At 64.8% G+C, this 22,677-nt stretch carries 21 protein-coding genes; 6 read left to right on the top strand and 15 right to left on the bottom strand.

Going from position 1 to position 22,677, the window contains the following annotated elements:
- Positions 1-189 precede the first annotated feature (189 nt).
- Complete coding sequence (locus tag QD280_RS09955; RefSeq protein ID WP_043331946.1) at positions 190-1,179, top strand: LysR family transcriptional regulator; 990 nt, start codon at positions 190-192, stop codon at positions 1,177-1,179.
- A 104-nt stretch (positions 1,180-1,283) separates the two neighbouring features.
- On the opposite strand, the gene lipA is transcribed toward QD280_RS09955, so the two are convergent.
- The 12 genes from lipA to QD280_RS09895 all read right to left on the bottom strand — a co-directional run bounded on the left by lipA (position 1,284) and on the right by QD280_RS09895 (position 13,478).
- The gene (gene lipA, locus QD280_RS09950; RefSeq protein WP_052384342.1) at positions 1,284-2,276 is read right to left on the bottom strand and encodes a lipoyl synthase; all 993 of its coding nucleotides are present in this window, start codon (positions 2,274-2,276) and stop codon (positions 1,284-1,286) included.
- Complete coding sequence (gene lipB / locus QD280_RS09945; protein ID WP_279839112.1) at positions 2,276-3,001, bottom strand: lipoyl(octanoyl) transferase LipB; 726 nt, start codon at positions 2,999-3,001, stop codon at positions 2,276-2,278. Before lipB ends, lipA begins: the two co-directional genes overlap by 1 nt.
- A 57-nt stretch (positions 3,002-3,058) precedes the next feature.
- Positions 3,059-3,346, bottom strand: a complete 288-nt coding sequence (locus QD280_RS09940; protein ID WP_043331948.1) for a DUF493 domain-containing protein — start codon at positions 3,344-3,346, stop codon at positions 3,059-3,061.
- 196 nt (positions 3,347-3,542) lie between these two features.
- Positions 3,543-4,745 (bottom strand): D-alanyl-D-alanine carboxypeptidase family protein, encoded by a 1,203-nt coding sequence (locus tag QD280_RS09935; protein WP_054555032.1) that lies wholly within the window; start codon positions 4,743-4,745, stop codon positions 3,543-3,545.
- A gap of 102 nt (positions 4,746-4,847) precedes the next feature.
- Positions 4,848-5,879, bottom strand: a complete 1,032-nt coding sequence (locus QD280_RS09930) for a septal ring lytic transglycosylase RlpA family protein (protein ID WP_192838405.1) — start codon at positions 5,877-5,879, stop codon at positions 4,848-4,850.
- Positions 5,876-6,919, bottom strand: a complete 1,044-nt coding sequence (gene mltB, locus QD280_RS09925; protein WP_043331956.1) for a lytic murein transglycosylase B — start codon at positions 6,917-6,919, stop codon at positions 5,876-5,878. The genes QD280_RS09930 and mltB overlap by 4 nt, the downstream gene beginning before the upstream one ends.
- 71 nt (positions 6,920-6,990) lie before the next feature.
- Positions 6,991-8,139, bottom strand: a complete 1,149-nt coding sequence (gene rodA, locus QD280_RS09920) for a rod shape-determining protein RodA (protein WP_043331958.1) — start codon at positions 8,137-8,139, stop codon at positions 6,991-6,993.
- Positions 8,129-10,075: a penicillin-binding protein 2 gene (gene mrdA / locus QD280_RS09915; protein WP_279836410.1), complete on the bottom strand. Its 1,947-nt coding sequence runs from the start codon at positions 10,073-10,075 to the stop codon at positions 8,129-8,131. The genes rodA and mrdA overlap by 11 nt, the downstream gene beginning before the upstream one ends.
- A 42-nt stretch (positions 10,076-10,117) precedes the next feature.
- Entirely contained in the window at positions 10,118-10,585 is a 468-nt protein-coding gene (rlmH, locus tag QD280_RS09910) for a 23S rRNA (pseudouridine(1915)-N(3))-methyltransferase RlmH (RefSeq protein WP_043331959.1), read from the bottom strand.
- A gap of 144 nt (positions 10,586-10,729) precedes the next feature.
- Complete coding sequence (gene rsfS / locus QD280_RS09905) at positions 10,730-11,089, bottom strand: ribosome silencing factor (protein WP_043331961.1); 360 nt, start codon at positions 11,087-11,089, stop codon at positions 10,730-10,732.
- A gap of 230 nt (positions 11,090-11,319) precedes the next feature.
- Positions 11,320-11,955 carry a nicotinate-nucleotide adenylyltransferase gene (gene nadD, locus QD280_RS09900; protein ID WP_279839131.1) on the bottom strand — a complete coding sequence of 212 codons (636 nt, stop codon included), beginning with the start codon at positions 11,953-11,955 and terminating at the stop codon, positions 11,320-11,322.
- 239 nt (positions 11,956-12,194) lie between these two features.
- Complete coding sequence (locus tag QD280_RS09895) at positions 12,195-13,478, bottom strand: glutamate-5-semialdehyde dehydrogenase (RefSeq protein ID WP_279839111.1); 1,284 nt, start codon at positions 13,476-13,478, stop codon at positions 12,195-12,197.
- A gap of 336 nt (positions 13,479-13,814) precedes the next feature.
- On the opposite strand from QD280_RS09895, the gene QD280_RS09890 reads away from it, so the two are divergent.
- The 4 genes from QD280_RS09890 (at position 13,815) to QD280_RS09875 (ending at position 18,260) form a co-directional block, all read left to right on the top strand.
- On the top strand, positions 13,815-14,831 hold the full coding sequence (locus tag QD280_RS09890; RefSeq protein WP_279839110.1) for a hypothetical protein: 1,017 nt from the start codon (positions 13,815-13,817) through the stop codon (positions 14,829-14,831).
- Entirely contained in the window at positions 14,831-15,790 is a 960-nt protein-coding gene (locus QD280_RS09885; protein WP_052384343.1) for a diguanylate cyclase, read from the top strand. The genes QD280_RS09890 and QD280_RS09885 overlap by 1 nt, the downstream gene beginning before the upstream one ends.
- The gene (locus QD280_RS09880) at positions 15,787-17,259 is read left to right on the top strand and encodes a bifunctional DedA family/phosphatase PAP2 family protein (RefSeq protein ID WP_279839109.1); all 1,473 of its coding nucleotides are present in this window, start codon (positions 15,787-15,789) and stop codon (positions 17,257-17,259) included. The genes QD280_RS09885 and QD280_RS09880 overlap by 4 nt, the downstream gene beginning before the upstream one ends.
- 122 nt (positions 17,260-17,381) lie before the next feature.
- Positions 17,382-18,260, top strand: coding sequence for a DMT family transporter (locus QD280_RS09875; protein WP_279839108.1), 879 nt, complete (start codon positions 17,382-17,384; stop codon positions 18,258-18,260).
- Positions 18,261-18,352: 92 nt separating this feature from the next.
- Here the strand turns inward: QD280_RS09875 and QD280_RS09870 are convergent, their stop codons facing one another.
- The 3 genes from QD280_RS09870 to mpl form a co-directional block, all read right to left on the bottom strand.
- Positions 18,353-18,982: a LysE family translocator gene (locus QD280_RS09870; protein ID WP_279839106.1), complete on the bottom strand. Its 630-nt coding sequence runs from the start codon at positions 18,980-18,982 to the stop codon at positions 18,353-18,355.
- Positions 18,983-19,067: 85 nt separating this feature from the next.
- On the bottom strand, positions 19,068-19,721 hold the full coding sequence (locus QD280_RS09865; RefSeq protein WP_043331969.1) for a flavin prenyltransferase UbiX: 654 nt from the start codon (positions 19,719-19,721) through the stop codon (positions 19,068-19,070).
- Positions 19,718-21,160 carry a UDP-N-acetylmuramate:L-alanyl-gamma-D-glutamyl-meso-diaminopimelate ligase gene (gene mpl / locus QD280_RS09860; RefSeq protein ID WP_279839104.1) on the bottom strand — a complete coding sequence of 481 codons (1,443 nt, stop codon included), beginning with the start codon at positions 21,158-21,160 and terminating at the stop codon, positions 19,718-19,720. The genes QD280_RS09865 and mpl overlap by 4 nt, the downstream gene beginning before the upstream one ends.
- A 194-nt stretch (positions 21,161-21,354) precedes the next feature.
- Between mpl and QD280_RS09855 the strand changes: the two genes are divergently transcribed.
- The gene (locus tag QD280_RS09855) at positions 21,355-22,617 is read left to right on the top strand and encodes a 6-phosphofructokinase (RefSeq protein WP_043331973.1); all 1,263 of its coding nucleotides are present in this window, start codon (positions 21,355-21,357) and stop codon (positions 22,615-22,617) included.
- Positions 22,618-22,677: the final 60 nt, after the last annotated feature.

Raw genomic sequence — 22,677 nt, 5'->3', positions numbered from 1 at the left:
ACTCTCCCGGACGTGACGCGTGATCTTGTTGTGGTGCTCTGGTCGTGCGCTTGTCATTGACCGCCAGACGCGACAACGGCGCTGACAGACACGAGGTAGCATGCGTTCCACGCTACCCAGCGAGAGACCAATAGAAAAGTTGATATTTTTTTGCCAATCTATAAGTAAAACCTTATGACTGGGTGTGTCATGTCGCGTCCAAACTTGTTGAATCGCTTAACTTTCAGACAGTTACAGGTGTTCCAAGCGGTTCATCGCCAACAGTCCTACTCCCGTGCGGCCGAGCAACTTGGCCTGACGCAACCCGCCGTCAGTGCCCAGATTCGTCAATTGGAGCAGGCACTCGAGCAATCGCTGTTCAAATATGCCGGCAAGACGCTACATATCCTGCCGGCGGCTGATGCCCTGGCGAACTCGGTGCAGTCGATCTTCGGCGAGGTCTCGAGCCTGCAGATGGAGCTGTCGGAGATCGCCGGCACCATCCGCGGCGAGCTCAATCTGGCTGCCGTTTCCACCGCTCAGTACGTGGTGCCGCATATTCTGGCGCGCTTTCGGGCGCGGTATCCGGAAGTCTCGGTGCGCCTGCGCGTCTGCAATCGCGGTCAGGCGCTCGAGCGCCTCGCCGAGCGGCGCGATGACCTGGTGATCATGGGCATGGTGCCGGATGACGCCAATCTGGCCTTCATGCCGATTCTCGACAACGAGCTGATCCCCGTCGTCTGGCCCGGTCATCCGCTGCTGGAGGTCAAGGGCATCACCCTGGAAGACCTCGCGCAGTACTACATGCTGATGCGTGAACCCGGCTCCGGCACGCGTACCGCCTTCGAGGAGTTCGCCGCACGCGAGCGCGTTTCACTGCGCCATACGCTGGAGCTGGGCTCCAATGAGGCCATCAAGCAAGGCGTGATGGCGCACCTGGGCGTGGCGATCCTGCCGCGACTGTCGGTTCAGCTCGAGCTGGCCTCAGGCTTGCTGGCCTCGCCCTCGCTGCCGGGCTTCCCGCTCAGACGCAGCTGGTGCACCGTCTACCCCAAGGACCGCTACCCCACGCCGGTCACCGAGCTGTTCCTGCGCTTCGTGCGCGAGCTGCTGCCGGAACTCAATGCTCACTTCAGCGCGCCGATGGAGCCCATCCCCGGGCACAGCGTGGCCTGCCTGCCGCTGGCAACCGAGCAATGAACATAGCGTTCTGATGACGCAAGCCACATGAAAAAACCGCCATGGAGACGAGCTCCATGGCGGTTTTTTCGTTCAGGCGACTGACGGCATGTCAGCAGTGCGGCTTACTTCACTTCCACACCGTGCGCCTGTTTGTCGGCGTGGTAGGAAGAGCGCACCAGCGGGCCGGAGGCGACATGCGAGAAGCCCATCTCGCGCGCCTTCTGGCCGAGCCAATCGAAGGTGTCCGGGTGCACCCAGCGGTCGATGGGCAGGTGGTTGCGCGACGGCTGCATGTACTGACCCAGGGTCAGCATGTCGACACCGTGGTTGCGCAGGTCCTGCATGACTTCGAGCACCTGCTCGTCAGTCTCGCCGACACCCAGCATCAGACCGGACTTGGTCTTCACTTCCGGACGACGCTCCTTGTAGCCCTTGAGCAGATCAAGTGACCACTGGTAGTCGGCACCCGGACGCACGCGACGATAAAGGCTCGGCACGGTTTCCAGGTTGTGGTTGAAGACGTCCGGCGGCGTCTGCTCGAGCACGTCCAGCGCGACCTGCATGCGGCCACGGAAGTCCGGAACCAGCACTTCGATCTCGGTGCCATCGCACTTCTCGCGAATCTCGCGGATGCACTCGGCGATGTGGTTGGAGCCACCGTCGCGCAGGTCATCACGGTCGACGGAGGTCACGACGACGTAATTCAGGCGCATCTCGGCGATGGCCTCGGCCAGCTCGCGCGGCTCGTCGGCATTCAGCGCGTTGGGGCGACCGTGCGCCACGTCGCAGAACGGGCAACGACGGGTGCAGATGTCACCCATGATCATGAAGGTCGCGGTGCCGCCACTGAAGCACTCGCCCAGGTTCGGGCAGGAGGCTTCTTCACAGACCGTGTGCAGGCCGTGCTTGCGCAGCGTCTGCTTGATGCGCGTGACTTCCGGCGAGGCCGGCATGCGCACACGCAGCCAGTCCGGCTTCTTGGGCAAGGTCTCGGTGGGAATCACCTTGACCGGAATGCGGGCAACCTTCTCGGCGCCGCGCAGCTTCACGCCACGCTCCTTGCGGGCAGGAGCAGCGGAGGGAGCGGGCTTCGTGGTAGCGATGGTCTCGGTCATCAGTTCTGTCCTGCTGTTCGAGAAATGTCAGCCAGTGCCGCGGGCAGGCCGCTCACCGGAGTCAGGGTCACATCGCCCAGGCTTGCGCCCAGACAACGCACCAGGCGGTCACGCTCGCTGGCAAGATCCACCGGTGCGCGAACGAGATCGCGCAGCTGGGTCATCGCCATGCCGGCATAGCCGCAGGGATTGATGCGCCCGAAGGGCGCGAGGTCCATGTCCAGATTGATCGCCACGCCGTGAAAGCTGCAACCACGCCGGATGCGCAGTCCCAGCGAGGCGATCTTGGCCTCTTCCATCGAACGACGCGGGTCATCGCCACGCTGCGCCGACTTCTTCACATAGACGCCAGGCGCGTCCGGACGCGGATAGGCCTCGATGCCATGCTCGGCCATCGCCGCCACCACCGTCTCTTCCAGCGCCGTCACCAGCTGGCGAACGCCGATGCCGCCCCGCTTGACGTTGAGCAGCGGGTAGAGCACCAGCTGGCCGGGCCCATGATAGGTCACCTGGCCGCCACGGTCGGTCTGCACCACCGGAATGTCGCCCGGCATCAACAGATGCTCCGGCTTGCCCGCCTGGCCCTGGGTAAAGACCGGCGGGTGCTCCACCACCCACAGCTCGTCCGGCGCATCGGCCGCACGCGTATCGGTGAAGTGGCGCATGGCCGACCACACCTCATCATAGGCCTTGAGGCCGAGGTGGTAGACCTGAATCGTGTTCATGCATGCGCTCCTGTCATCAAGGCGCAAGACAAGGAAATCCAGCGTTTCATGCCTGGATCACAGCACCATGTGGATGCGACCGGTGGCCTTGAGGTCACGGTGCAGCGCATCCAGCTGATCGGTACCGGTGGCACGGATCACCACACGGATGCTGCGGTAGTTGCCGTTCTTGCTGTCCTGCCAGGTGATGGCCGTCGCATCGAAGCCCGGCGCATGCACTTCCAGGATATTGCAGACCACTTCGACGAGATCTTCTGCGGCGGTGCCGACGATCTTGAGGGAGAAATCACACGGGAATTCAATCTTCGGGGGCGTCTGCCCACCAGCTGCTGGCGTCTTGGCCATGGGGATAGCCCTTCAGGTAACTCTATTTCCGACCATTCTACTCAACAAAGGGCGATCCGTCAGCCGGATCGCCCTTTGTTGAGTACACGACCGCGATATTCAGGGGCGCGCGCCTGGCACCGCCAGCACGCGCGCCCCACTGTCATCACTGAATCATGTCATCGGCCGCGTCACTTCGCACAGCCAGACGACTGACTCAGTTGAACAGGCCGTGGAAGAACAGCATCAGGGCATCCCACAGACGCTTGAACAGGCCGCCCTGCTCCACCGGCTCCAGTGCGACCAGCGGTTCTTCGGCCAGCACCTTGTCGTCCAGCTTGATCTGCAGGGTACCGTACTGCTCGCCGGCCTGAACCGGGGCCTTGATGGTGTCCTTGAGATCAAGACGCGCGGTCAGCTTGTCAGCCTGACCACTCGGCACGGTCAGGAAGACGTCCTGAGCCATGCCCAGACGCACCTGGTCCTTCTCGCCACCCCAGACACGCGCCTGGTTGAGCACCGCGCCCTTGTCATAGAGCTTCTTGCTCTCGAAGTAGCGGAAGCCGTAGGTCAACAGCTTCTGGGATTCCTGCGCACGCGCCTCTTCGGACTTGGTGCCCATCACGACACTGATCAGGCGGGTATCTTCCTTCTTGGCGGATGCCACCAGGCAGTAGCCGGCTTCTTCGGTGTGGCCGGTCTTCAGGCCATCGACATCCTTGTCACGCCACAGCAGCTTGTTGCGGTTCGGCTGCTTGATGCCATTCCAGGTGAAGTACTTCTGGGAGTAGATCTCGTAGTGATCCGGGTAGTCCTTGATGATGCGACGCGCCAGAATCGCCAGGTCGTGCGCCGTGGAGTAATGCTCCGCGTGCGGCAGGCCAGTGGCGTTCATGTAATGGGTGTTCTTCATGCCCAGACGCTTGGCGTGCTGGTTCATCAGGTCGGCGAAGGAACCTTCGCTGCCGCCGATGCGCTCGGCCAGCGCGACGCTGGCGTCGTTGCCGGACTGGATGATGACACCGTGCAGCAGGTCATCGACGGTGACGCTGGTGCCTTCGCGGATGAACATGCGCGAGCCACCCGTCTTCCAGGCATTGACGCTGATGCGGACCTTCTCGTCCGGGCTCAGCTTGCCGTCGTCCATCTCGCTCTCGACCAGGTAGGCCGTCATCATCTTGGTCAGACTGGCCGGCGGCAGGCGCTTGTCGGCGTTGTGCTCGACCAGGATGCGCCCGGAATTGGCGTCCATCAGGATCCAGGAAGAAGCCGCCAGCTGCGGCGCCGCCGGAATCAGGGTATCCGTCTCGATGGCGTGGGCCGGGGTGGCGGCAACGCCTGCGAACAGCGCAATGCCGCTGGCCGCCATCAGCGCGGAGAATCGACGCCGAAGAGGAAGAAGTCGGGCTTTCAGGGACATGTTGGAATCTCTTTGACACTCATGCATAAGCCGAGGCTTGCGCCTCGGCCAGGTTGCGCCTCTTCACGAAGCGCATGATGGATGAAAACGGGCCTGCGGCCCTTATCGCTCTGCCGTGACGCTGAAGGCCCCGGCATAGCCAGCATCGGCCAGCGCCGACTTGAGCGATTCAATACGGACATTGTCTTCCAGCGGGCCGACCTGAACCTTGTAGAGGTCGCCGCTGCCCAGCACGCGAGTCGGACGTCCCAGACGGGAGCTGACACTGGCACGAATGCTGTCGGCCTTGCTCAGATCACTGACCGCCGCGACCTGCAGGAAGGTAGCTTCCCCGTTCGCCACGGAGGACGTGCTGCTCGGCGCAGCAGAGGCTACCACGGGCTTGGCGGCAACGCTCGCGCCGGAAGCGCTCGAGGCCACGGAACCGCCGGTTGCCTGCATCGCGTCAAGCCCGGCAATGCCTTGCTCGCGGCGCACCGCCTGGCTGCGCGCCAGCAGACGCTCGGACTCTGCCGTGCCCTGGGTCGGACTCGGGCCCGGCTTCCAGGTCGTGGCGTCGAGGGTCTCGACACGCACGTGCCCGGTACCGTGGCCCAGCATGTCCAGTCGCCATGCCGCGCTGTAGGACAGGTCGATCAGGCGGTCTTCATGGAAGGGGCCGCGGTCGTTGACCTTGACGATGACCTGCTTGCCGTTGTCCAGATTGGTGACACGCGCATAGGTCGGCAATGGCAGCGACTTGTGGGCCGCCGTCATGGTGTACATGTCATAGATCTCGCCACTGGCGGTGGCGTAGCCATGAAACTTCTTGCCGTACCAGGAAGCAGTGCCCTCGGCCACGTAACCGCGCGGATCATCCATCACGCGATAGGTCTTGCCCCATACCTCGTACTCGCTGCGATTGCCGCTGCGGGTATAGGGTTCGACACGTGGCACCTCATCGGGCACCGCCGAGACATCCGGCGCATCATCGGGATAGGCATCGCTGTCCATCTCGTAGCGGCCATTCTTGCCCGCCTTCTTGCCGGTGCTCGCCGAGGCACCATCACTGACCTGGGTGCCACCCCCACTGCTGGCACAGCCGGCCAGCAGGGCAAGCGCGAGGGTCAGCGGTAGCGCGCGTGACCAGCTCATCCCGCACCTCCGTCCTCGAGACGACGCTTGATCGCCCGGGAGAGCTCATCGACGGCCATCGCATACATGTGGCTGTGGTTGTAGCGCGTGATGACGTAGAAGTTGTCGAAGCCGACGGCGTAGCGATAGCCCTGCTTCAGGTCCAGCGCCAACGGAATCACTTGGGTATTGCCGGCCACGTCGTCTGCCACCTGGACACCGGCCGCCTCGAGCGCGGAAACGCTCATGTACGGCTTTTTCGTCTTGTTGAAGGTGACGGAGGACGGCGGCGTCCCGGGACCATCCGCGGCGCTGACCACCGGCGCACCGGCCTTCCAGCCATGACGCGCGAAGTAGTTGCCGACGCTGCCGATGGCATCGACCGGGTTGTGCCACAGATCACGCACGCCATCGCCATCGAAATCGACCGCATAGGCCTGATAGCTGGTCGGGATGAACTGCGGATAGCCCATCGCGCCGGCGTAGGAGCCCTTGATGGAGAGCGGGTCGATGCCCTGCTCAATCGTCAGCTGCAGGAAGGCCGCCAGCTCGCCTCGGAAGAACTTGCCGCGACGCGGGTGATCGAAGGCCAGCGTGGACAGTGAATCGATCACGCGGTGAGTGCCGGTGTGCTTGCCGAAGAAGGTCTCGACACCGATGATGGCGGCGATGACTTCCGGCGGCACGCCATACTCGGCCTGGGCGCGATCGAAGGTCTCACGATGCTCGGCGATGAACTTCACACCGGCTTCGATGCGTGATTGCTTCATGAAGATGGCGCGGTACTGGTCCCAGCGCAGATGACCTTCCGCCGGACGCGACATGGCATCCAGCACTTTCTGACTGTAATCGGCCTGGTTCATCAGCTCGGTCACGCGATCGCGATCCAGCCCCTTGGCCACCAGCTCGTCGACCAGCTTGGCCGTTTCCGGGTGAGTCGCCGGGGCGAAGCCATCAGGCGCCGCCTTGGCCACGCCTGACATTCCCAGCAGCGGTGCCACCATCACCAGGGCTGCGCCCCAGTGCTTCAGACGTCGCCCACGCGCATTGATCACCGTCATCGACTCTCTCCTTGCCTGTCTGCGAGCTTGGGCTCGCGAATGTCCTTGCCACTCGGCAACTGGCCGCCACGTCATCGCGACAATAGGCGCCGGTGGGTATGAATGCTCATGAGAATACCGAAGCCTGCCAGCAAGGTCACGCTGGAGGTCCCACCATAACTGACCAGCGGCAACGGGACGCCAACGACCGGCAAGATACCCGATACCATGCCGATGTTGACGAAGACGTAGACGAAGAACGTCAGGATGATCGCGCCCCCCGTCAGCCGTGCAAAACTGTCCTGGCCATTGTTGGACATCACCAGCCCGCGCAGCACGATCAGCACGTAGAGCCCCAGGAAGAAGCTCATGCCGATCAGGCCGAACTCCTCCCCGATGACCGCGACGATGAAGTCGGTATGGCGCTCCGGCAGAAACTCGAGCTGGGACTGGGTCCCCAGGGTATAGCCCTTGCCGAAGATGCCGCCCGAGCCGATGGCGGTCTTGGACTGGATGATGTTCCAGCCCGCGCCGAGCGGGTCAGACTCCGGATTGAGGAATGTCAGCACACGGCGGCGTTGATAGTCGTGCATCACCATCCACAGAAGCGGCAATGCCGAGGCGATCAAGGCGCCGAAGAAGGCGATCAGCTTCCAGGAAAGCCCCGCCAGCAGGATCACGAACACCCCCGCCGCGGCGACCAGCAACGAGGTGCCGAGGTCCGGCTGGCGCGCGATCAGCAGCACCGGCGCGACGATGATCACGGCGCAGATGGCCAAGTCTCGCCAGCGTGGGGGCAGCGGGCGCTGCCCGAGCCAGCAGGCGACCATCATCGGCATCGCCAGCTTCATCAGCTCAGAGGGCTGGAAGCGCACCACCCCGGGGATGACCAGCCAGCGCTGGGCGCCCATGCCGACATCCCCGAGCACCTCCACCGCCACCAGCATCAGGAAGCCGGCGCCATAGGCGACCGGCGCCCAGCGGTAAAGCGTCGCGGGTGACAGCTGGGCGAGCCCGATCATGATCACCAGTGCCAGCGCCTGACGTGAGGCCTGGCGCAACGTGAAGTCGATATCCTGGCCACTGGCGCTGTAGAGCACGATCAGCCCGCAGCCGAGCACGGCCAGCAGCAACAGCAACAGCCAGGGGTCGAGGTGGATACGCTCCCACAGGCTGGTGCGGCGGCGATGACTGAGATCTCCGCCTACACCACGCATCGAGCGCTGATAATCAGTCGGCATCGTTCTCTCCTTGCTCACCCTCGCCCGCCGGTGCCTCCGGGGGTGCCAGAGCGGCAGCCAGCGTGAGCGCCGCCTCCCGCGCCTCGGGGTCAATGCGCGGCAACAGCCAGTAATCGGTGACGGCGCGCGCCATCGGGCCCGCCACGGAGCTGCCGCCCTGGCCGTTCTCGATCACCACGGAGACGGCGATCTCCGGGTGCTCGACCGGCGCAAAGGCAGCGAACAGGGCGTGATCACGCAGACGCTCCGCGAGCTCCTTGCCGTTGTATTTCTGGTCCTGTCCGAGGGTGAAGACCTGTGCGGTACCGGACTTGCCGGCCATGCGGTACTTGAGGCCGGGCCCGACATACTTGCGCGCCGTGCCTTCTCGCCCGCTGACCACGTCCTCGAGCGCGGCGATGACATCGTCCCACCACGCCGGATTGTCCAGCACCACATCCGGCTTCTCCTCGCTACGGGGCAGCAACACCGTCTCGTCGCCGATGCGTTTGGCCAGGTGAGGCGTCACGTGTCTGCCGCGATTGGCCAGCACGGCCTCCGCCGAGGCGAGCTGCAACGGCGTGGCAAGCCAGTAGCCCTGACCGATACCGATGGAGATGGTCTCGCCGGGGTACCAGGGCTTGTCGTAGCGATTGCGCTTCCATTCCTTGGACGGCATCAGGCCGGGCAGCGCGCCCTGCACGTCCAGCGCCGTCTGCTCACCGAAGCCGAACTTGTGCATGTACTCGCTGATGCGGTCGATCCCCAGGCGGTAGGCGACGTTGTAGAAGAAGGTGTCATTGGACACCGCGATGCCACGCCGCATGTTGACGCGCCCATGCCCCCAGCGCAGCCAGTTGCGATACTTGTGGCTGTCATTGGGCAGCTGGAAATAGCCGGGGTCGTAGAAGGTGGTGCTGGTGGTGATGGCACCGTTCTCCAGCCCCGCCAGCGACATGAAGGGCTTCACGGTCGAGGCCGGCGGGTACTGGCCGCGAATGGCACGATTGAACAGCGGCAGGTCGATATCATTCTGCAGCGCGCGATAGCTCTTGACGCTGATGCCGGTGACGAACTCATTGGAGTTGAAGCCCGGCACGGAGGCCATCGCCAGGATGTCGCCCGTCTTAGGCTCGATGGCCACGATGGCACCACGTCGCCCCTTGAGCAGCCGATAGGCGAGATCCTGCAGGCCGCGGTCGATGGTCAGCGTCAGGTCCTTGCCCGGCACCGGATCGATCCGCGACAGCTCACGCAGCACGCGGCCCCGCGCATTGGTTTCCACCTTGCGCAGGCCCGCCTGACCGTGCAGCTCCTCTTCATAGAAGCGCTCGATACCGGTCTTGCCGATGAAGTGGGTGCCCGAATAGTTGCCCTTGTCAAGGGTCTTGAGCTCGGCCTGATTGATGCGCCCCACGTACCCCAGGGTATGCGACAGCGGCTTGGCGTCCGGGTAGTAGCGCAGCAGCTGCGCCTCGACCTCGACGCCGGGCAGGCGATAGCGATTGACGGCCAGACGCGCGATCTGCTCCTGACTCAATTCACTCATCAACAAGGCGGGCTGATAGGGGCGTTGACGCTGACGCGAGCGTTCCTTGAAGTCTTCGACTTCATCGGGCGGCAGATCGAGAATCTCGACCAGGCGTTCAAGCGTCGTCTCGAGATCACCGGCGCGTTCGCGCACGATGGTGAGATTGTAGTTGGGACGGTTTTCGGCGAGCAGCTGACCATTGCGGTCATAGATCAAGCCGCGCGTAGGCGGCAAGGGCTCGACACGCACACGGTTCTTGTCCGAGCGCGTCGTATAGATGTCGTGTTCCACGACCTGCAGGAAGAGCAGCCGCGCCAGCAGACATCCGGCCAGCACCAGCACAAGGCCGGCAGCCACGATGCTGCGAAGGCGAAAGATCCGCACTTCCTGTTGAGGATTCTTTATCGTCGCCCGGCGTTGGCGCATGGCGGGTCTCGCAACCAGTGTCGTGTCGCAAGCGGCAGGCGCTTACCGGTGATAGGGGTGCCCGACCAGCAATGTCCAGGCGCGGTAAAGCTGTTCCGCCAGCACGATGCGCACCAGGGGGTGCGGCAGCGTCAGTGCCGAGAGCGACCAGCGCTGATCGGCACGTGCCAGCAGGCGTGGGTCGAGTCCATCCGGACCACCGATGAGGATGGCCACGTCTCGCCCTCCCAGCCGCCAATCATCGGCATGCTGGGCAAGCTGCTCGGTACTCCAAGCCTTACCTAGGACATCAAGGGCGACAACATGTTCATTTCCCTTGAGTTTTTCAAGCATCCGGTCGCCTTCACTGGCCATGGCACGGGCGATGTCCGCATTCTTGCCGCGATTGCCGGGCGCCAGCTCGATGAACTCAAGCGAAAAATCCCGCGGCATGCGCTTGAGATATTCCCGGCTACCCTTCTCCACCCAGTCCGGCATCTTCTGCCCGACCGCCAAAACTCGGATCTTCATGTCCTGTCCCGTGCTGTGTCAGAACGACGGGCGAGCCCGCAGTCCTTCCATCGGATACTTCCTGCCCGCGACATCGCGACCGGCAAGGACGTAACGCGCGGTTGGCATGCCCCGACGAGCAACCGTCGGGTCAGGCTGGCAGGATCAGTGGCTCTGCTCGTACTCTTCACGCGTTTCGCGGGGCAGATCGCTCCACAGGCGCTCGAGGTCGTACAGGGCACGGGTTTCGGCCAGCATGACGTGGACGACGACATCGCCCAGATCCAGCAGCACCCAGTCGGAGCCGTTGTCGCCTTCACAGCCCAGCGGCTTGACGCCGGCTTCTTTCACGGTGACCTGCACGTTGTTGGCCAGCGCGGAGATATGGCGGCTGGACGTACCGGTCGCGATCACCATCACATCGGTGACGCTGGTCAGCTTGGAGACATTGATCTCGCTGATTTCCTGGGCCTTGAGTTCTTCAAGGGCGTCGACAACCAGGTTTTTAAGAGCTTCGGTCTGCATGATTCCTCGGGAGTTTGTTCGGCAGGGGGCGCATTCTACCCGTTGGCGATGCGCGCGCCTATGGGCATCGTCATTTACTCGCCAAAGGGGTGCCACGCACGGCGATGCGGGATCGCGGCAGTGACGCCCCTCTCATGATGCCACGCTCGCACGCGACAAGACGTTCAGAGCCACAACGCTCAGCTCGATAATGGACTCAGGCTGATGATGGGCTCAGGCTGATGATGGGCTCAGGTCGATGACGGACAATAGAGGCCATGCGCTTCGATATGACGGATCACCGCTTCCGGCAGCAGGTAGCGCACGCTGTCACCCAGCGCGAGGCGCTCGCGCACGAAGGTGGCACTGATGGCCATGCGCGTCGGCAGCGACAGGCGCAACAGGTGGCCACCCGGGCGCGCCATCAAGGCCGCCACCGAGTCGACCTCGCGCCCCTGGATCAACGCTTCGAGCGCCCGGGGCAGCGGTGCATCATGGTCCGGCCGCTCGATCACCACCACATGGGCATCATCGAACAGACGATCGGCGGCATGCCACTCCCCGAGCTTGAGGAAGGCGTCATGGCCGATGGCCATCACCAGCCGCGCCTGCGGGCCATATTCAGCGCGCAGACTGGCCAGGGTGTCGGCACTGTAGGAGGGACCATCGCGCAGCAGCTCACGCCCATCGGCCTTGAGGCCCGGCTCTGCCTCTATCGCGGCTTCCAGCATCACCAGGCGCTGGTCACTGCTGACGCCGGGCGCGGCGCGATGCGGCGGCTGATGCGAAGGCACCAGCAGCACATGGTCCAGCCCCAGCGCTTCGCGCAGCTCGATGGCACTGCGCAGATGGCCGTGATGGATGGGATCGAAGGTACCGCCGAGCATGGCGACACGCGGCACCGGGCCGAGGCAGCCCTCGAAGCCCGGCTCCGCTGCCGTGTCAGTCCTTGAGCGCGAATCATGTGCCGACTCGGTGCCGTGATGCACGGCCTCACGCTCCTGCGCGAGACCATCGGCATTCAAGGGGCGCTGGGTGTCCTCCAGCGCCTCGGGCGACAGGGCCTGCTCGTTCGTCAAGGTCTGCTCGGACGCGACCTGATTCTCGGCGGGTGAGACCTGGTCCTTCACTGGCGAATCTGCCCATCACCGAACACGATGTACTTGCGGGTCGTCAGGCCCTCAAGCCCAACCGGGCCACGCGCATGCAGCTTGTCGGTGGAGATGCCGATCTCGGCACCCAGGCCATATTCGAAGCCATCGGCGAAGCGGGTGGAGGCGTTGACCATCACCGAGCTGGAATCGACTTCCGCCATGAAGCGGCGCGCCAGCGCATAGTTCTCAGTGATGATGGCCTCGGTGTGCCCGGAGCTGTGACGTTCGATATGCGCCATCGCCTCATCGACGCCATCCACGACGCGAATCGCCAGAATCGGCGCCAGGTATTCGGTGTCCCAGTCTTCCGCACTGGCGGCCACGGCCTGCGGCAGCACTTCGCAGGTGCGCTCGCAACCGCGAATCTCGACTTCATGTGCCGCCAGACGCTCGGCGATACGCGGCAGGACCTCGGCGGCAACCGGTGCATCGACCAGCAGTGTCTCCATGGTGTTGCAGGTGCCGTAGCGATGAGTCTTGGCGTTCTCGGCGATCCGGACCGCCATCGCCAGGTCAGCCGTGGCATCGATATAGACGTGGCAGATGCCATCGAGGTGCTTGATGACCGGCACGCGCGCATCACGCGAGATACGCGAGATGAGGCTCTTGCCACCGCGCGGAATGATGACGTCGACGAACTCGGGCATCGCGATCAGCTCACCGACCGCGGCGCGGTCCGTGGTGGCGACGACCTGCACTGCCGTGGCCGGCAGCTCGGAGAGCACCAACGCCTCGCTGATGATCTCGCTCAGCGCACGGTTGCTGGACGCGGCCTCGGAGCCACCGCGCAGGATGCAGGCATTGCCGGACTTCAGGCACAGGCTGGCCGCCTCGATGGTCACGTTGGGGCGTGACTCGAAGATGATGCCGATCACGCCCAGCGGCACGCGCATGTGGCCGACCTGAATGCCGCTCGGACGCGAGCGCAGCCCATCGACCTCGCCGACCGGGTCCGGCAGCGCCGCGACCTGCTCGAGCCCTTCGATCATGGCGTCAATACGCGCCGGCGTCAGCGCGAGACGATCGACCATCGCCTCCGAGAGCCCATTGGCGCGTGCACGCGTCAGGTCCTCGGCGTTGGCCTCTGCCAGTGTCTCGCGACGCTCATCGATCAGACGCGCCATGGTCTGCAGAGCACGATTCTTGATGCCGCTGTCGACGCGACGCATCACGACGCTTGCCGCGCGCGCTGCGTGCCCCAGACGATTCATGTACGCCACGACGTCCGTGGTGTCGTGCTTGCCCTGCTCACTCATGTGCCTAATCTCGCTGGTTGTCAGTGTCCACGTGCTCATTGCATCATCGGCCGGGCCCCGTGAGGGCATTCCCCAGAGAAGCCCTGACGTAAAGCCCTGACGTGAAGGCCTGATGTGAAGGCCAGACGTGGTGGTCGTATGTGAAAGCCTCAGAGGCGTAGACACTTTTGTCACTCGCCGTTTGGGGTATGCTGCCATTATTGCAGACGACGTTGCATGATCGGAGCACCGTCGCATCTTGCAAACGTGCAGGCAATGCCCACGTCACAGACCGTTCGGCCAGGGAATTCGGCCGATTTCGCGCCATCCACGGCAAAGGTGCCAATATAAGTCACCATGGAGATCAAGTTCAAAGTCCGTATCAGTCAGTTCGTCTGTCTGCTCGGCTCTGTATTGCTGCTGCTGGAAGCGGCACGACAGATCAGTATCGGCCTGACGCTCACTGCCCTGTTGCTGGCGGTGGGCGGTACGATGTTGCTGGTGGTCTCTCTCGCCCACGAGCTGTTCACCCTGCGCTGGTTCCGCACACTGGTGATGCTCAGCGTCGCGCTGATCATGAGTGCGCTGGTACTGCTGGCCCCGCAACAGCACCTGATGTGGCTGTGGGGCTTTGCCGTCCTGCTGCTCTATCCGCGCCCGCGTTGGCTGGCACCGGCCTGCGCACTGATCGGGCTGGTCACCACCTGGCTGGCGCTCGCTCAGCTGGGGAGCGACTGGCTGAGTCTGGGCATCGGCATCACCGCGACCCTGATGGCGCTCGGTGCCATCGGTGGGCGACGCCAGCAGCAGGTCTGGATGCAGCTGGAGCGGCGTGGTCGGCGTGATTCCAACCGCGCGATCTGGTCACAATACCAGCTGATGCGCGACCTGCCGCGGGAAATTGCCCGTGCCGATCGCGAGGACATCCATATCGAATTGATCCTGCTCGCACCGGTCAAGACCGGTCGTCTGGCCAATCGTCGCCTGATGAACACCCTCGACAGTGCCGCGCTGCCGCATGAGACCCGCTACCAGCTCGATGACGGAGCACTGGCCGTCCTGCTGGTCACCCGCGGCGAGCGCATGGCCAGCCTGCGCCGTCGTCAGTTGATCGAGCATCTCGCGATGCCGATTCGCGCCCGCGTGCAGCCTCTCAACGACAGCGACCCCAGCGCGCTGGACCTCAAGCGCCTCAGCGCCCACCTGAGCGATGAACCGCAGCCGATCACCCTGCTGCCGCCACTGCCTCGCAAGCCTGCCGATGCCGATGCCTCGTCAGACGATGCCCCATCAGACCATGGGCGAGACACCCTCAAACCGGCCAGCGCGGCAGACAAGGTCGCCGTGGCACCGTCGCGGGGGAATGATCACTGATGTCTCCTCTGCACAGCCTGGCTCATCGCGAGCGTCGGGAACTCGCCAATCGCAAGACACTGATCATGCTGCTGGCCGCCGCGGTGATCGCCACCTACGCCCTGTGGCGCTACCTGGTGGGCGATTTCGAGCATATCCTGACGCCGGTGCTGGCCACCTTGCTGATGGCGATTGCCGCCGGCCTCAATCACCTCGATGATGAGCAGCCGCTGCCTTCCTATCTGACGCTGATCGCCAGCTACCTGATGCTGGCACTCGAGGCGCCGGGCACCTATCCGGGCATGTCGCTGTGGCTGGGGCTGCCCAGCGTGCTGACACTGCTGCTGTTGCCCCTGGCACCGGCGATGCTGCTCAATCTGGTGCTGGCGCCACTGTGGCTATGGCTATTGGGCCAGCAGGAAGACAACTTCGGCGAGATACTGCGCTACCTGTGTCTGCTGCTGGTGGCCAGCCAGCCGTTCGTCATCAACAGCCTGCAGGCGGGGGTCATGAGCCTGACCGCCAGCGAGGAAACCGAGTGCAACGCCTTCAATGCCCGCACCGGTCAGCAACGACTGATCAGTGAGGCGGCGCGTGCGCGGGCGCTGGACCAACCGTTCAGCATTCTGGTCGTCTATCTGCCGCAACTGGACATGCTCGGCGAGCAGTTCGGGGAGGACAGGCGCGTCGAATGCCTGGCGATGGCCTGCGACGTGATGCAGGAGGTCTCGCGCCAGGGCGACCTGCTGTGTCGCAGCGACAAGTCGTCCTTCTGGCTGATGCTGCCCAATACCGGCGAGGCGGGAGCGCTGATCATGCGCGAGCGCCTGACCGCGGCGCTGGCAGCGGCCACACAGCCGGAAACCGGCTCCATCATTGCCCGCGCGCGCCTGGTGACGTACAAGGCCGATGACACCACCCAGAAACTCGAGCAACGCCTGCTGGCCAGCCAGCTTGCCCTGATGGATCTCAATGAATGAGCGACACCCTTACGTCACTGCTGCATTGGCTGAACCCCAGTGTGATGATCGACACCCTGATGACCACGCTGAGCGATCACCCGGCAGCCCTTGTCGCCGTCATCGGCCTGGTCTCACTGCTTGAATCTCTCGCCATCATCGGCCTGCTGGTGCCGGGCGTGGTCATTCTCACCGCCGGCGCCTCCCTGGCCGGCCATCTCGAACTCTCGCTGCCGATACTTCTGGCCGCCGGGGCGCTGGGCGCCATCATCGGCGATGGCGTGAGCTTCTGGCTGGGCATCCGCTATCGCGATCAACTGCCCGGCCGCTGGCCCTTCTCGCGCCATCCCGAGTGGATCGAGCACGGTCAGCAGTTCTTTCATCGCCACGGCAGCTGGTCGATCGCCTTCGGGCGCTTCGTCGGCCCGGTGCGCCCGATCATCCCGCTGGTCGCCGGCATGCTCGACATGCCGCCGGCGCGCTTCTTCCTGGTCAATGGCCTCTCGGCGCTGGCCTGGGCACCGGCCTACCTGCTGCCGGGCTATCTGCTGGGCCAGACCTGGCAGTCACTGTTCACCCTGCCGGAAGGGGCCGACGGCCTGCTGGTCGGCCTGGCCAGCGGCCTGATCGCCTGTGCCTTCGCCTTCTCCTTCCTGCGTCGTCAGCTGGGCCGCGAGGGCCGCCTCTATCATTGGCTGGCTCGTCGCATGCGTCGCAGCCCTTCCGGGCGGCGTCTGTGGTGGCAGCTGCGTCATCCCGACCCCGAGGGCGAATTCCCGCTCGCCTCGATGGCGCTGCTGATCTTCGCGGTGATCAGCGTGCCCGCCATGAGCCTGGCGGTGCTGGCCCATCCCGAGCCGTGGTGGATCGACCGCGTGGCCGCCTCGCTGGCCGCAAGCCTCACTTCACTGATGCCCCAGGACTGGCTGCACGAGGCAAGCCTCGTGCTGTCTCGCCTCGCCGATGGCACCGGTCTGGCGGCACTCGTGGGTCCGTGGCTGGTATGGCTGCTGCTCAAGGGTCGCCACGCGGTGTGGCTGCATCTGACGGCCGCCTGGCTGGGCATCGCCAGCGCCAATACCGTGCTCAAGCACCTGATCCAGCGCCCGCGTCCGGATACCCCCGCCTTCCTGGAAGGGTCGATGTCGTTTCCCAGCGCCCATGCCGCCGGCAGCGTGGCGGTGTTCGGGCTGGCCGCCGCCTTCATCGCCGAGCGCCAGCCCTCCTCGCGACGCCGCTGGATCTACTGGGCAGCCATCGCCGCCTGTACGCTCGTCGGCCTGTCACGCATCACGCTTGGCGTCCATTACCTCAGCGATGTGCTGGGCGGTGCCTGTCTGGGCCTGCTGGTCTGTGCGCTGGTGCGCATCAGCTATCCCGCCTTCGTGCGCCAGCCCTCTGCCCCCCTGGAATCGCCGGCCCCGCTGCTGTGGTTGAGCATGGCGAGCCTGCTGCTGTTGGCGGCACGCTTCGTCTGGCTGCCGCTCTAGACTGTCGCGATCAGACAGCTGCCGCTCAGGCCGTCGCGATAACGTTGCCGTGATAGCGCTGTAAACCGATGAGCCGCCTGCGATGGCGGTTTCATCACTACCCCCTGATGACGAGGAACCTCATGCCCGGCCCTGCTGCCCCTCCCGCCAACCAGCCCCAGGCGCTGATGTCGATTCATCTCGGTATCGCACTGCTCGGCGGTACGGCGCTGTTCTCGAAAGGCGTGCCCCTCTCGGCGCTCGATATCACCACCTGGCGCAGCCTGCTGGCGGGGCTGTTCCTGCTGTGGCTGGCGCGCCTGAAGTGGCATGTCTCGCTGCGTCTGAGCGGGCGCGACTGGGCCTTGCTGGGCATCGCCGCCGCGCTGATGGCCGCGCACTGGGTGAGCTACTTTCACTCGATGCAGGTGTCTTCCGTGGCCACCGGCATGCTGGCGCTGTTCACCTATCCCATCTTCATCGTACTGCTGGAGCCCTGGGTGGAAGGCACGCGCCTGAAAGCGAAGGACCTGGCGGCAGCGGGACTGGTCTGCATCGGCGTCTGGCTGCTCGTCCCCGGCGGCGACAGCAGCGCGCAGGGCAACAGCCTGGCGGGAGTGTTGTGGGGTGTGTTCTCGGGTCTGTTGTTCGCGGCGCGCAATCTGCTGGTGCGCTACCGTCTCAGCCACCTCAACCCGGTGCTGTCGATGAGCCTGCAGGCGCTGGGCGTCGTGGCGCTGACGCTGCCGTTCGTCTCCGGCGAGATCATGGATGCCAGCCCCTCGACGGGGATCGCCATGCTGGTGCTGGCCATCGTCTTCACGGCAGCGCCGCATGCGCTGATGACCTTCGCCCTCGGCGGCCTCAAGGCCAAGACCGTCGGCATGATCGGCTGCCTGCAACCCGTCTACGGCGTGCTGCTGGCGTGGTTGATTCTCGGCGAGGTACCCACCTGGCTGACGCTGGTCGGCGGCAGCTTCATCGTGGCGGCGGCAGCACTTGAGACCCTGCGCCGCAGCTAAACCAAAGCCGCGCCCCTAAATACATCAAGGCCCGCCAATGGCGGGCCTTGATGTGTTCACAAGCTGCAATGCCTGGCTCAGTCATGCCGACATCAACCGGTCGCGAGCCAGATTCCCACGCCGATCATCAGCGTGCCGGCCACGCGGTTCATCAGGCGCACACGCGAGCCACGCCCCAGCCAGCGCGCCAGGCTGCTGCCACCGCCGGCGTAGAGCAGCAGGCAGGTGAATTCCAGCGTCAGGATGATACCGACCAGCGCGATCAGCTGCGGCGCCAGCGGCAGGCTGGCATCCAGAAACGGCGGCAACAGCGCAATGAAGAACGCCCAGCCCTTGGGGTTGGCGATCGCGGTGACGAACCCCTGAACCGCCAGTGCACGGCGCGAGGCGCGCGGTGCCGCCGCATCCTCCCCTGCCACCCCCAGGGCCAGGCGGCCACGTGAGCGCCACATCTGGATCCCCAACCAGGCCAGATAGGCGCCACCCGCCAGCTTGAAGGCCGAGAACACCATTGGATAGCGCAGCATGATGGTTGCGACGCCGATCACCGCCGACACCGCCACCAGCCCGACGCCCAGCAGTTCGCCCACCATCATCCACAGCGTGCGCTTGACGCCCTGGGTCATGCCCAGAGTCATCGCCAGCGTCATGCACATGCCCGGCGTCAGCGAGACCAGAAAGAATGTCGGCACGAACACCGACAACAATGACCAATTCAGCATTCCCTGCTCTCCTTGCACAGTCTGATGCAGTGCCAGAGGGATGCCTCTGACAAGCTCTCACCCGAACGGATCGACTGACCGCCCTTCAATCGCCGCTGACATGCCCCTCGCCCCAGCGCGGCATCAGCGCATGCGAGATTCCCAGCTGGTTGAGAATGCGCGCGACGATGAAATCGATCATGTCATCGAGGGTCTGCGGGCGATGATAGAAGCCGGGCGCGGCGGGCAGGATGACGGCGCCCATGCGCGTCAGACTCAGCATGTGTTCGAGATGGATGGCCGAGAACGGCGTCTCGCGCGGCACCAGAATCAGCGTGCGGCGCTCCTTGAGAGCCACATCGGCGGCGCGCTCGATCAGGTTGTTGCTGGCCCCGGTCGCGATCGCGGACAGTGAGCCGGTGGAACACGGGCACACCACCATGGCGCTCGGCGCGCCGGAGCCGGAGGCCACCGGGGCCATCCAGTCCTCGCGCCCGAAGCAGCGAATCTGACCGGGCCTGGCGGCGTAGCGCTGCGTGAGCACCTCGGTGAGACGCGCCGGGCGCGCCGGCAGCTCCTCGTCGGTCTCGGTGGCGATCACCATGTGCGCCGCCTTGGAGACCATCACCATCACTTCGTGGCCGGCCGCGACCAGACACTCGATCAGGCGCAGGCCGTACTGGGCACCAGAAGCCCCGGTCAGCGCGACGGTGACCGCCGACTTGAACTCGCCCTCTGGGGCCGTCGCTTGCGTCTTCATGCTTCACCTCCACGTGCTGCCAGCGCCGCCAGAAGGCGCTCGTGGATACCGCCGAAGCCGCCATTGGACATCACCACCACCCAGTCGCCGGCGCGGGATTGACTGGCGATCTTCGCGATCAGGGTGTCGAGGTCCTGCTCGACCTCCGCCTCCACGCCGAGCGCGCGGCACTCGCTGACCGTCTCCTCCAATGACCAGCCGAGGCTGGGGCCCGCGAACCAGCTGACGCGGTCAGCCGCGGTCACTGAAGCCGGCAGACGCGCCTTCATGGTACCGAGCTTCATGGTATTGGAGCGCGGTTCAATCACCGCCCACAGGCGACCGCCCTGCCCTTCGGCCGCAACGCCCGGCGCCAGGCCCTCGAGCGTGGTGGCGATGGCGGTCGGGTGGTGCGCGAAGTCATCGATGACCTTGACGCCCGCTACCTCACCGCGCAGCTCCTGGCGACGTCTGGGCGGCGCGAAACGCGCGAGCGCCTCCAGTGCCACTGCAAGACTCACGCCGCATTCGACGGCCGCGGCCACGGCGGCGCAGGCATTGGCCACGTTGTGGCGCCCGCGCATCGCCCACTGGCACTCGACGAAGCGGTCCGCCTCGCCTGAGTCACCAAACGGCGGTGCCAGCGCGAAGTGGCTGCCGTCGGCACTGATCAGGCGATAGCGCCAGTCGCCACCGGCATTCTCGATACCGCTCTCATCGCCGAAGCGCGCCACCGGCGTCCAGCAGCCTTGATCCAGCACGCGCTCCAGGGCCTCGGCACCGGCGACGGCGTCCGCCGCGACCACCAGCTTGCCGCCAGCCGGCACGGTGCGCACCAGGTGGTGGAACTGACGCTCGATGGCCGCGAGATCCGGGAAGATGTCGGCGTGATCGAACTCGAGGTTGTTGAGCACGGCGATGCGCGGCCGGTAATGCACGAACTTGGAACGCTTGTCGAAGAAGGCCGTGTCGTATTCATCGGCCTCAACCACGAAGGGCGCCCTGGGATCGCCGATACGCGCGGAATCGCCCAGCTGCGGCGGCACGCCACCGATCAGGTAGCCCGGCGCGAGGCCCGCGCATTCGAGAATCCAGGCGGTCATGGTCGCGGTGGTGGTCTTGCCGTGGGTGCCGGCGATGGCGATCACCGGACGGCCGGTCAGCACCTCGTCACACAGCCATTGCGGGCCGGAGGTATAGGCCAGCCCACGCTCGAGCAGCGCCTCGACTTCAGGGTTGCCGCGCGAGACGGCATTCCCGACCACCGTAAGATCAGGCGCGGGGACGAGATTGTCGGCCGCATAGCCTTCCATCAGGGTGATACCGGCCTCGGCCAGCTGTGTGCTCATGGGCGGATAGACGTTGGCATCGCTCCCCGTGACGCGATGACCACGCGCGCGCGCCAGAAGCGCCAGAGAGCCCATGAAGGTACCGCAAATACCGATGACGTGAAGGTGCATCTGTTTCTCCAATCCGGAAGCCCGAGCAGCCTAGCATGCCCGTCAGGCGGCGAGTAGCGCGCGGCCTGTCAGGGATGGACGACACCCCCAGTGGCATTCGGGCGTCGTGCAGGGGTCATGTCTTTCGGATATGATGCGGCGGGTAAGCGCCAGCCCGTTCAAGACCATGACAAGGAAGCAGAGACGAGAAGCCCATGCCCCAGCACAATGCCTTCTACGCCCAGTCCGGTGGCGTTACCGCCGTCATCAACGCCAGTGCCTGTGGCGTCATCGAAGCCGCTCGTGAAAACGGCGACCAGATCGGCAAGCTGTATGCCGGTCACAACGGCATCATCGGTGCCCTGACCGAAGACCTGATCGACGTCAGCCAGGAAAGCGACGAGAACATCGCCGCGCTGCGCCACACGCCGGGCGGTGCCTTCGGCTCCTGCCGCTACAAGCTCAAGAGCATCGAGGACCACCGTACCCAGTACGAGCGTCTGATCGAGGTGTTCAAGGCCCATGACATCCGTTACTTCTTCTACAACGGTGGCGGCGACAGCGCCGATACCTGCCTGAAGGTCTCCCAGCTGGCCGAGACCATGGGCTACCCGATCCAGGCCATCCACGTGCCGAAGACCGTGGACAACGACCTGCCGATCACCGACAACTCGCCGGGCTTCGGCAGCGTGGCCAAGTACATCGCCACCTCAACCCGTGAAGCCGGTCTCGACATCGCCTCCATGTGCGCCACCTCCACCAAGGTGTTCATCCTGGAAGTCATGGGCCGTCACGCCGGCTGGATCGCCGCTGCCGGTGCCCTGGCCGGTGAAGATGCCACCCAGCCGCCGCACATCGTCGTCTTCCCGGAAGTCGCCTTCCACCGCAAGGAATTCATGGCGCGCGTCGATGCCTGCGTCAAGGAACACGGCTACTGCGTGGTAGTGGTCTCCGAAGGTGCGCGTTACGAAGATGGCACCTTCCTGGCCGATGCCGGCAATACCGATGCCTTCGGCCACCGTCAGCTGGGCGGCGTCGCGCCGACACTGGCCGGCATGGTCAAGCAGGACCTGGGCTACAAGTACCACTGGGCGGTGGCCGACTACCTGCAGCGCGCAGCGCGTCACATCGCCTCCAGGACCGACGTCGAGCAGGCCTACGCCACTGGCCGTGCCGCCGTCGAGATGGCCCTGGCCGGCAAGAATGCCGTGATGCCGGCGATCCGTCGCCTCGGCGATGGCGCTGACTACGCCTGGGACATCATCGAGGCGCCGCTGGAGCAGATCGCCAACCACGAGAAGTTCATGCCGCTGGAGTTCATCACCGAAGATGGCTTCTACATCACCGATGCCTGCCGCGAATATCTGTCGCCGCTGATCCAGGGTGAGGACTTCCCGCCGTTCGTCAATGGTCTGCCGGCGGTCGCCAGGCTCACGCTGGCCAAGGTCGAGAAGAAGCTGACACCGTTCACGATCTGATCGCCTGGCGGTGATGCGCCTGAGCGATCCGGCGCTGACACGGCCAGTTGCTGACAGTAC

This window comes from Cobetia sp. 1AS1 (assembly GCF_029846435.1).
Lineage (GTDB): Bacteria > Pseudomonadota > Gammaproteobacteria > Pseudomonadales > Halomonadaceae > Cobetia > Cobetia amphilecti.
Note: the sequence above shows the minus strand (reverse complement) of the source record. Positions and strands in the feature narration are given on the sequence as shown.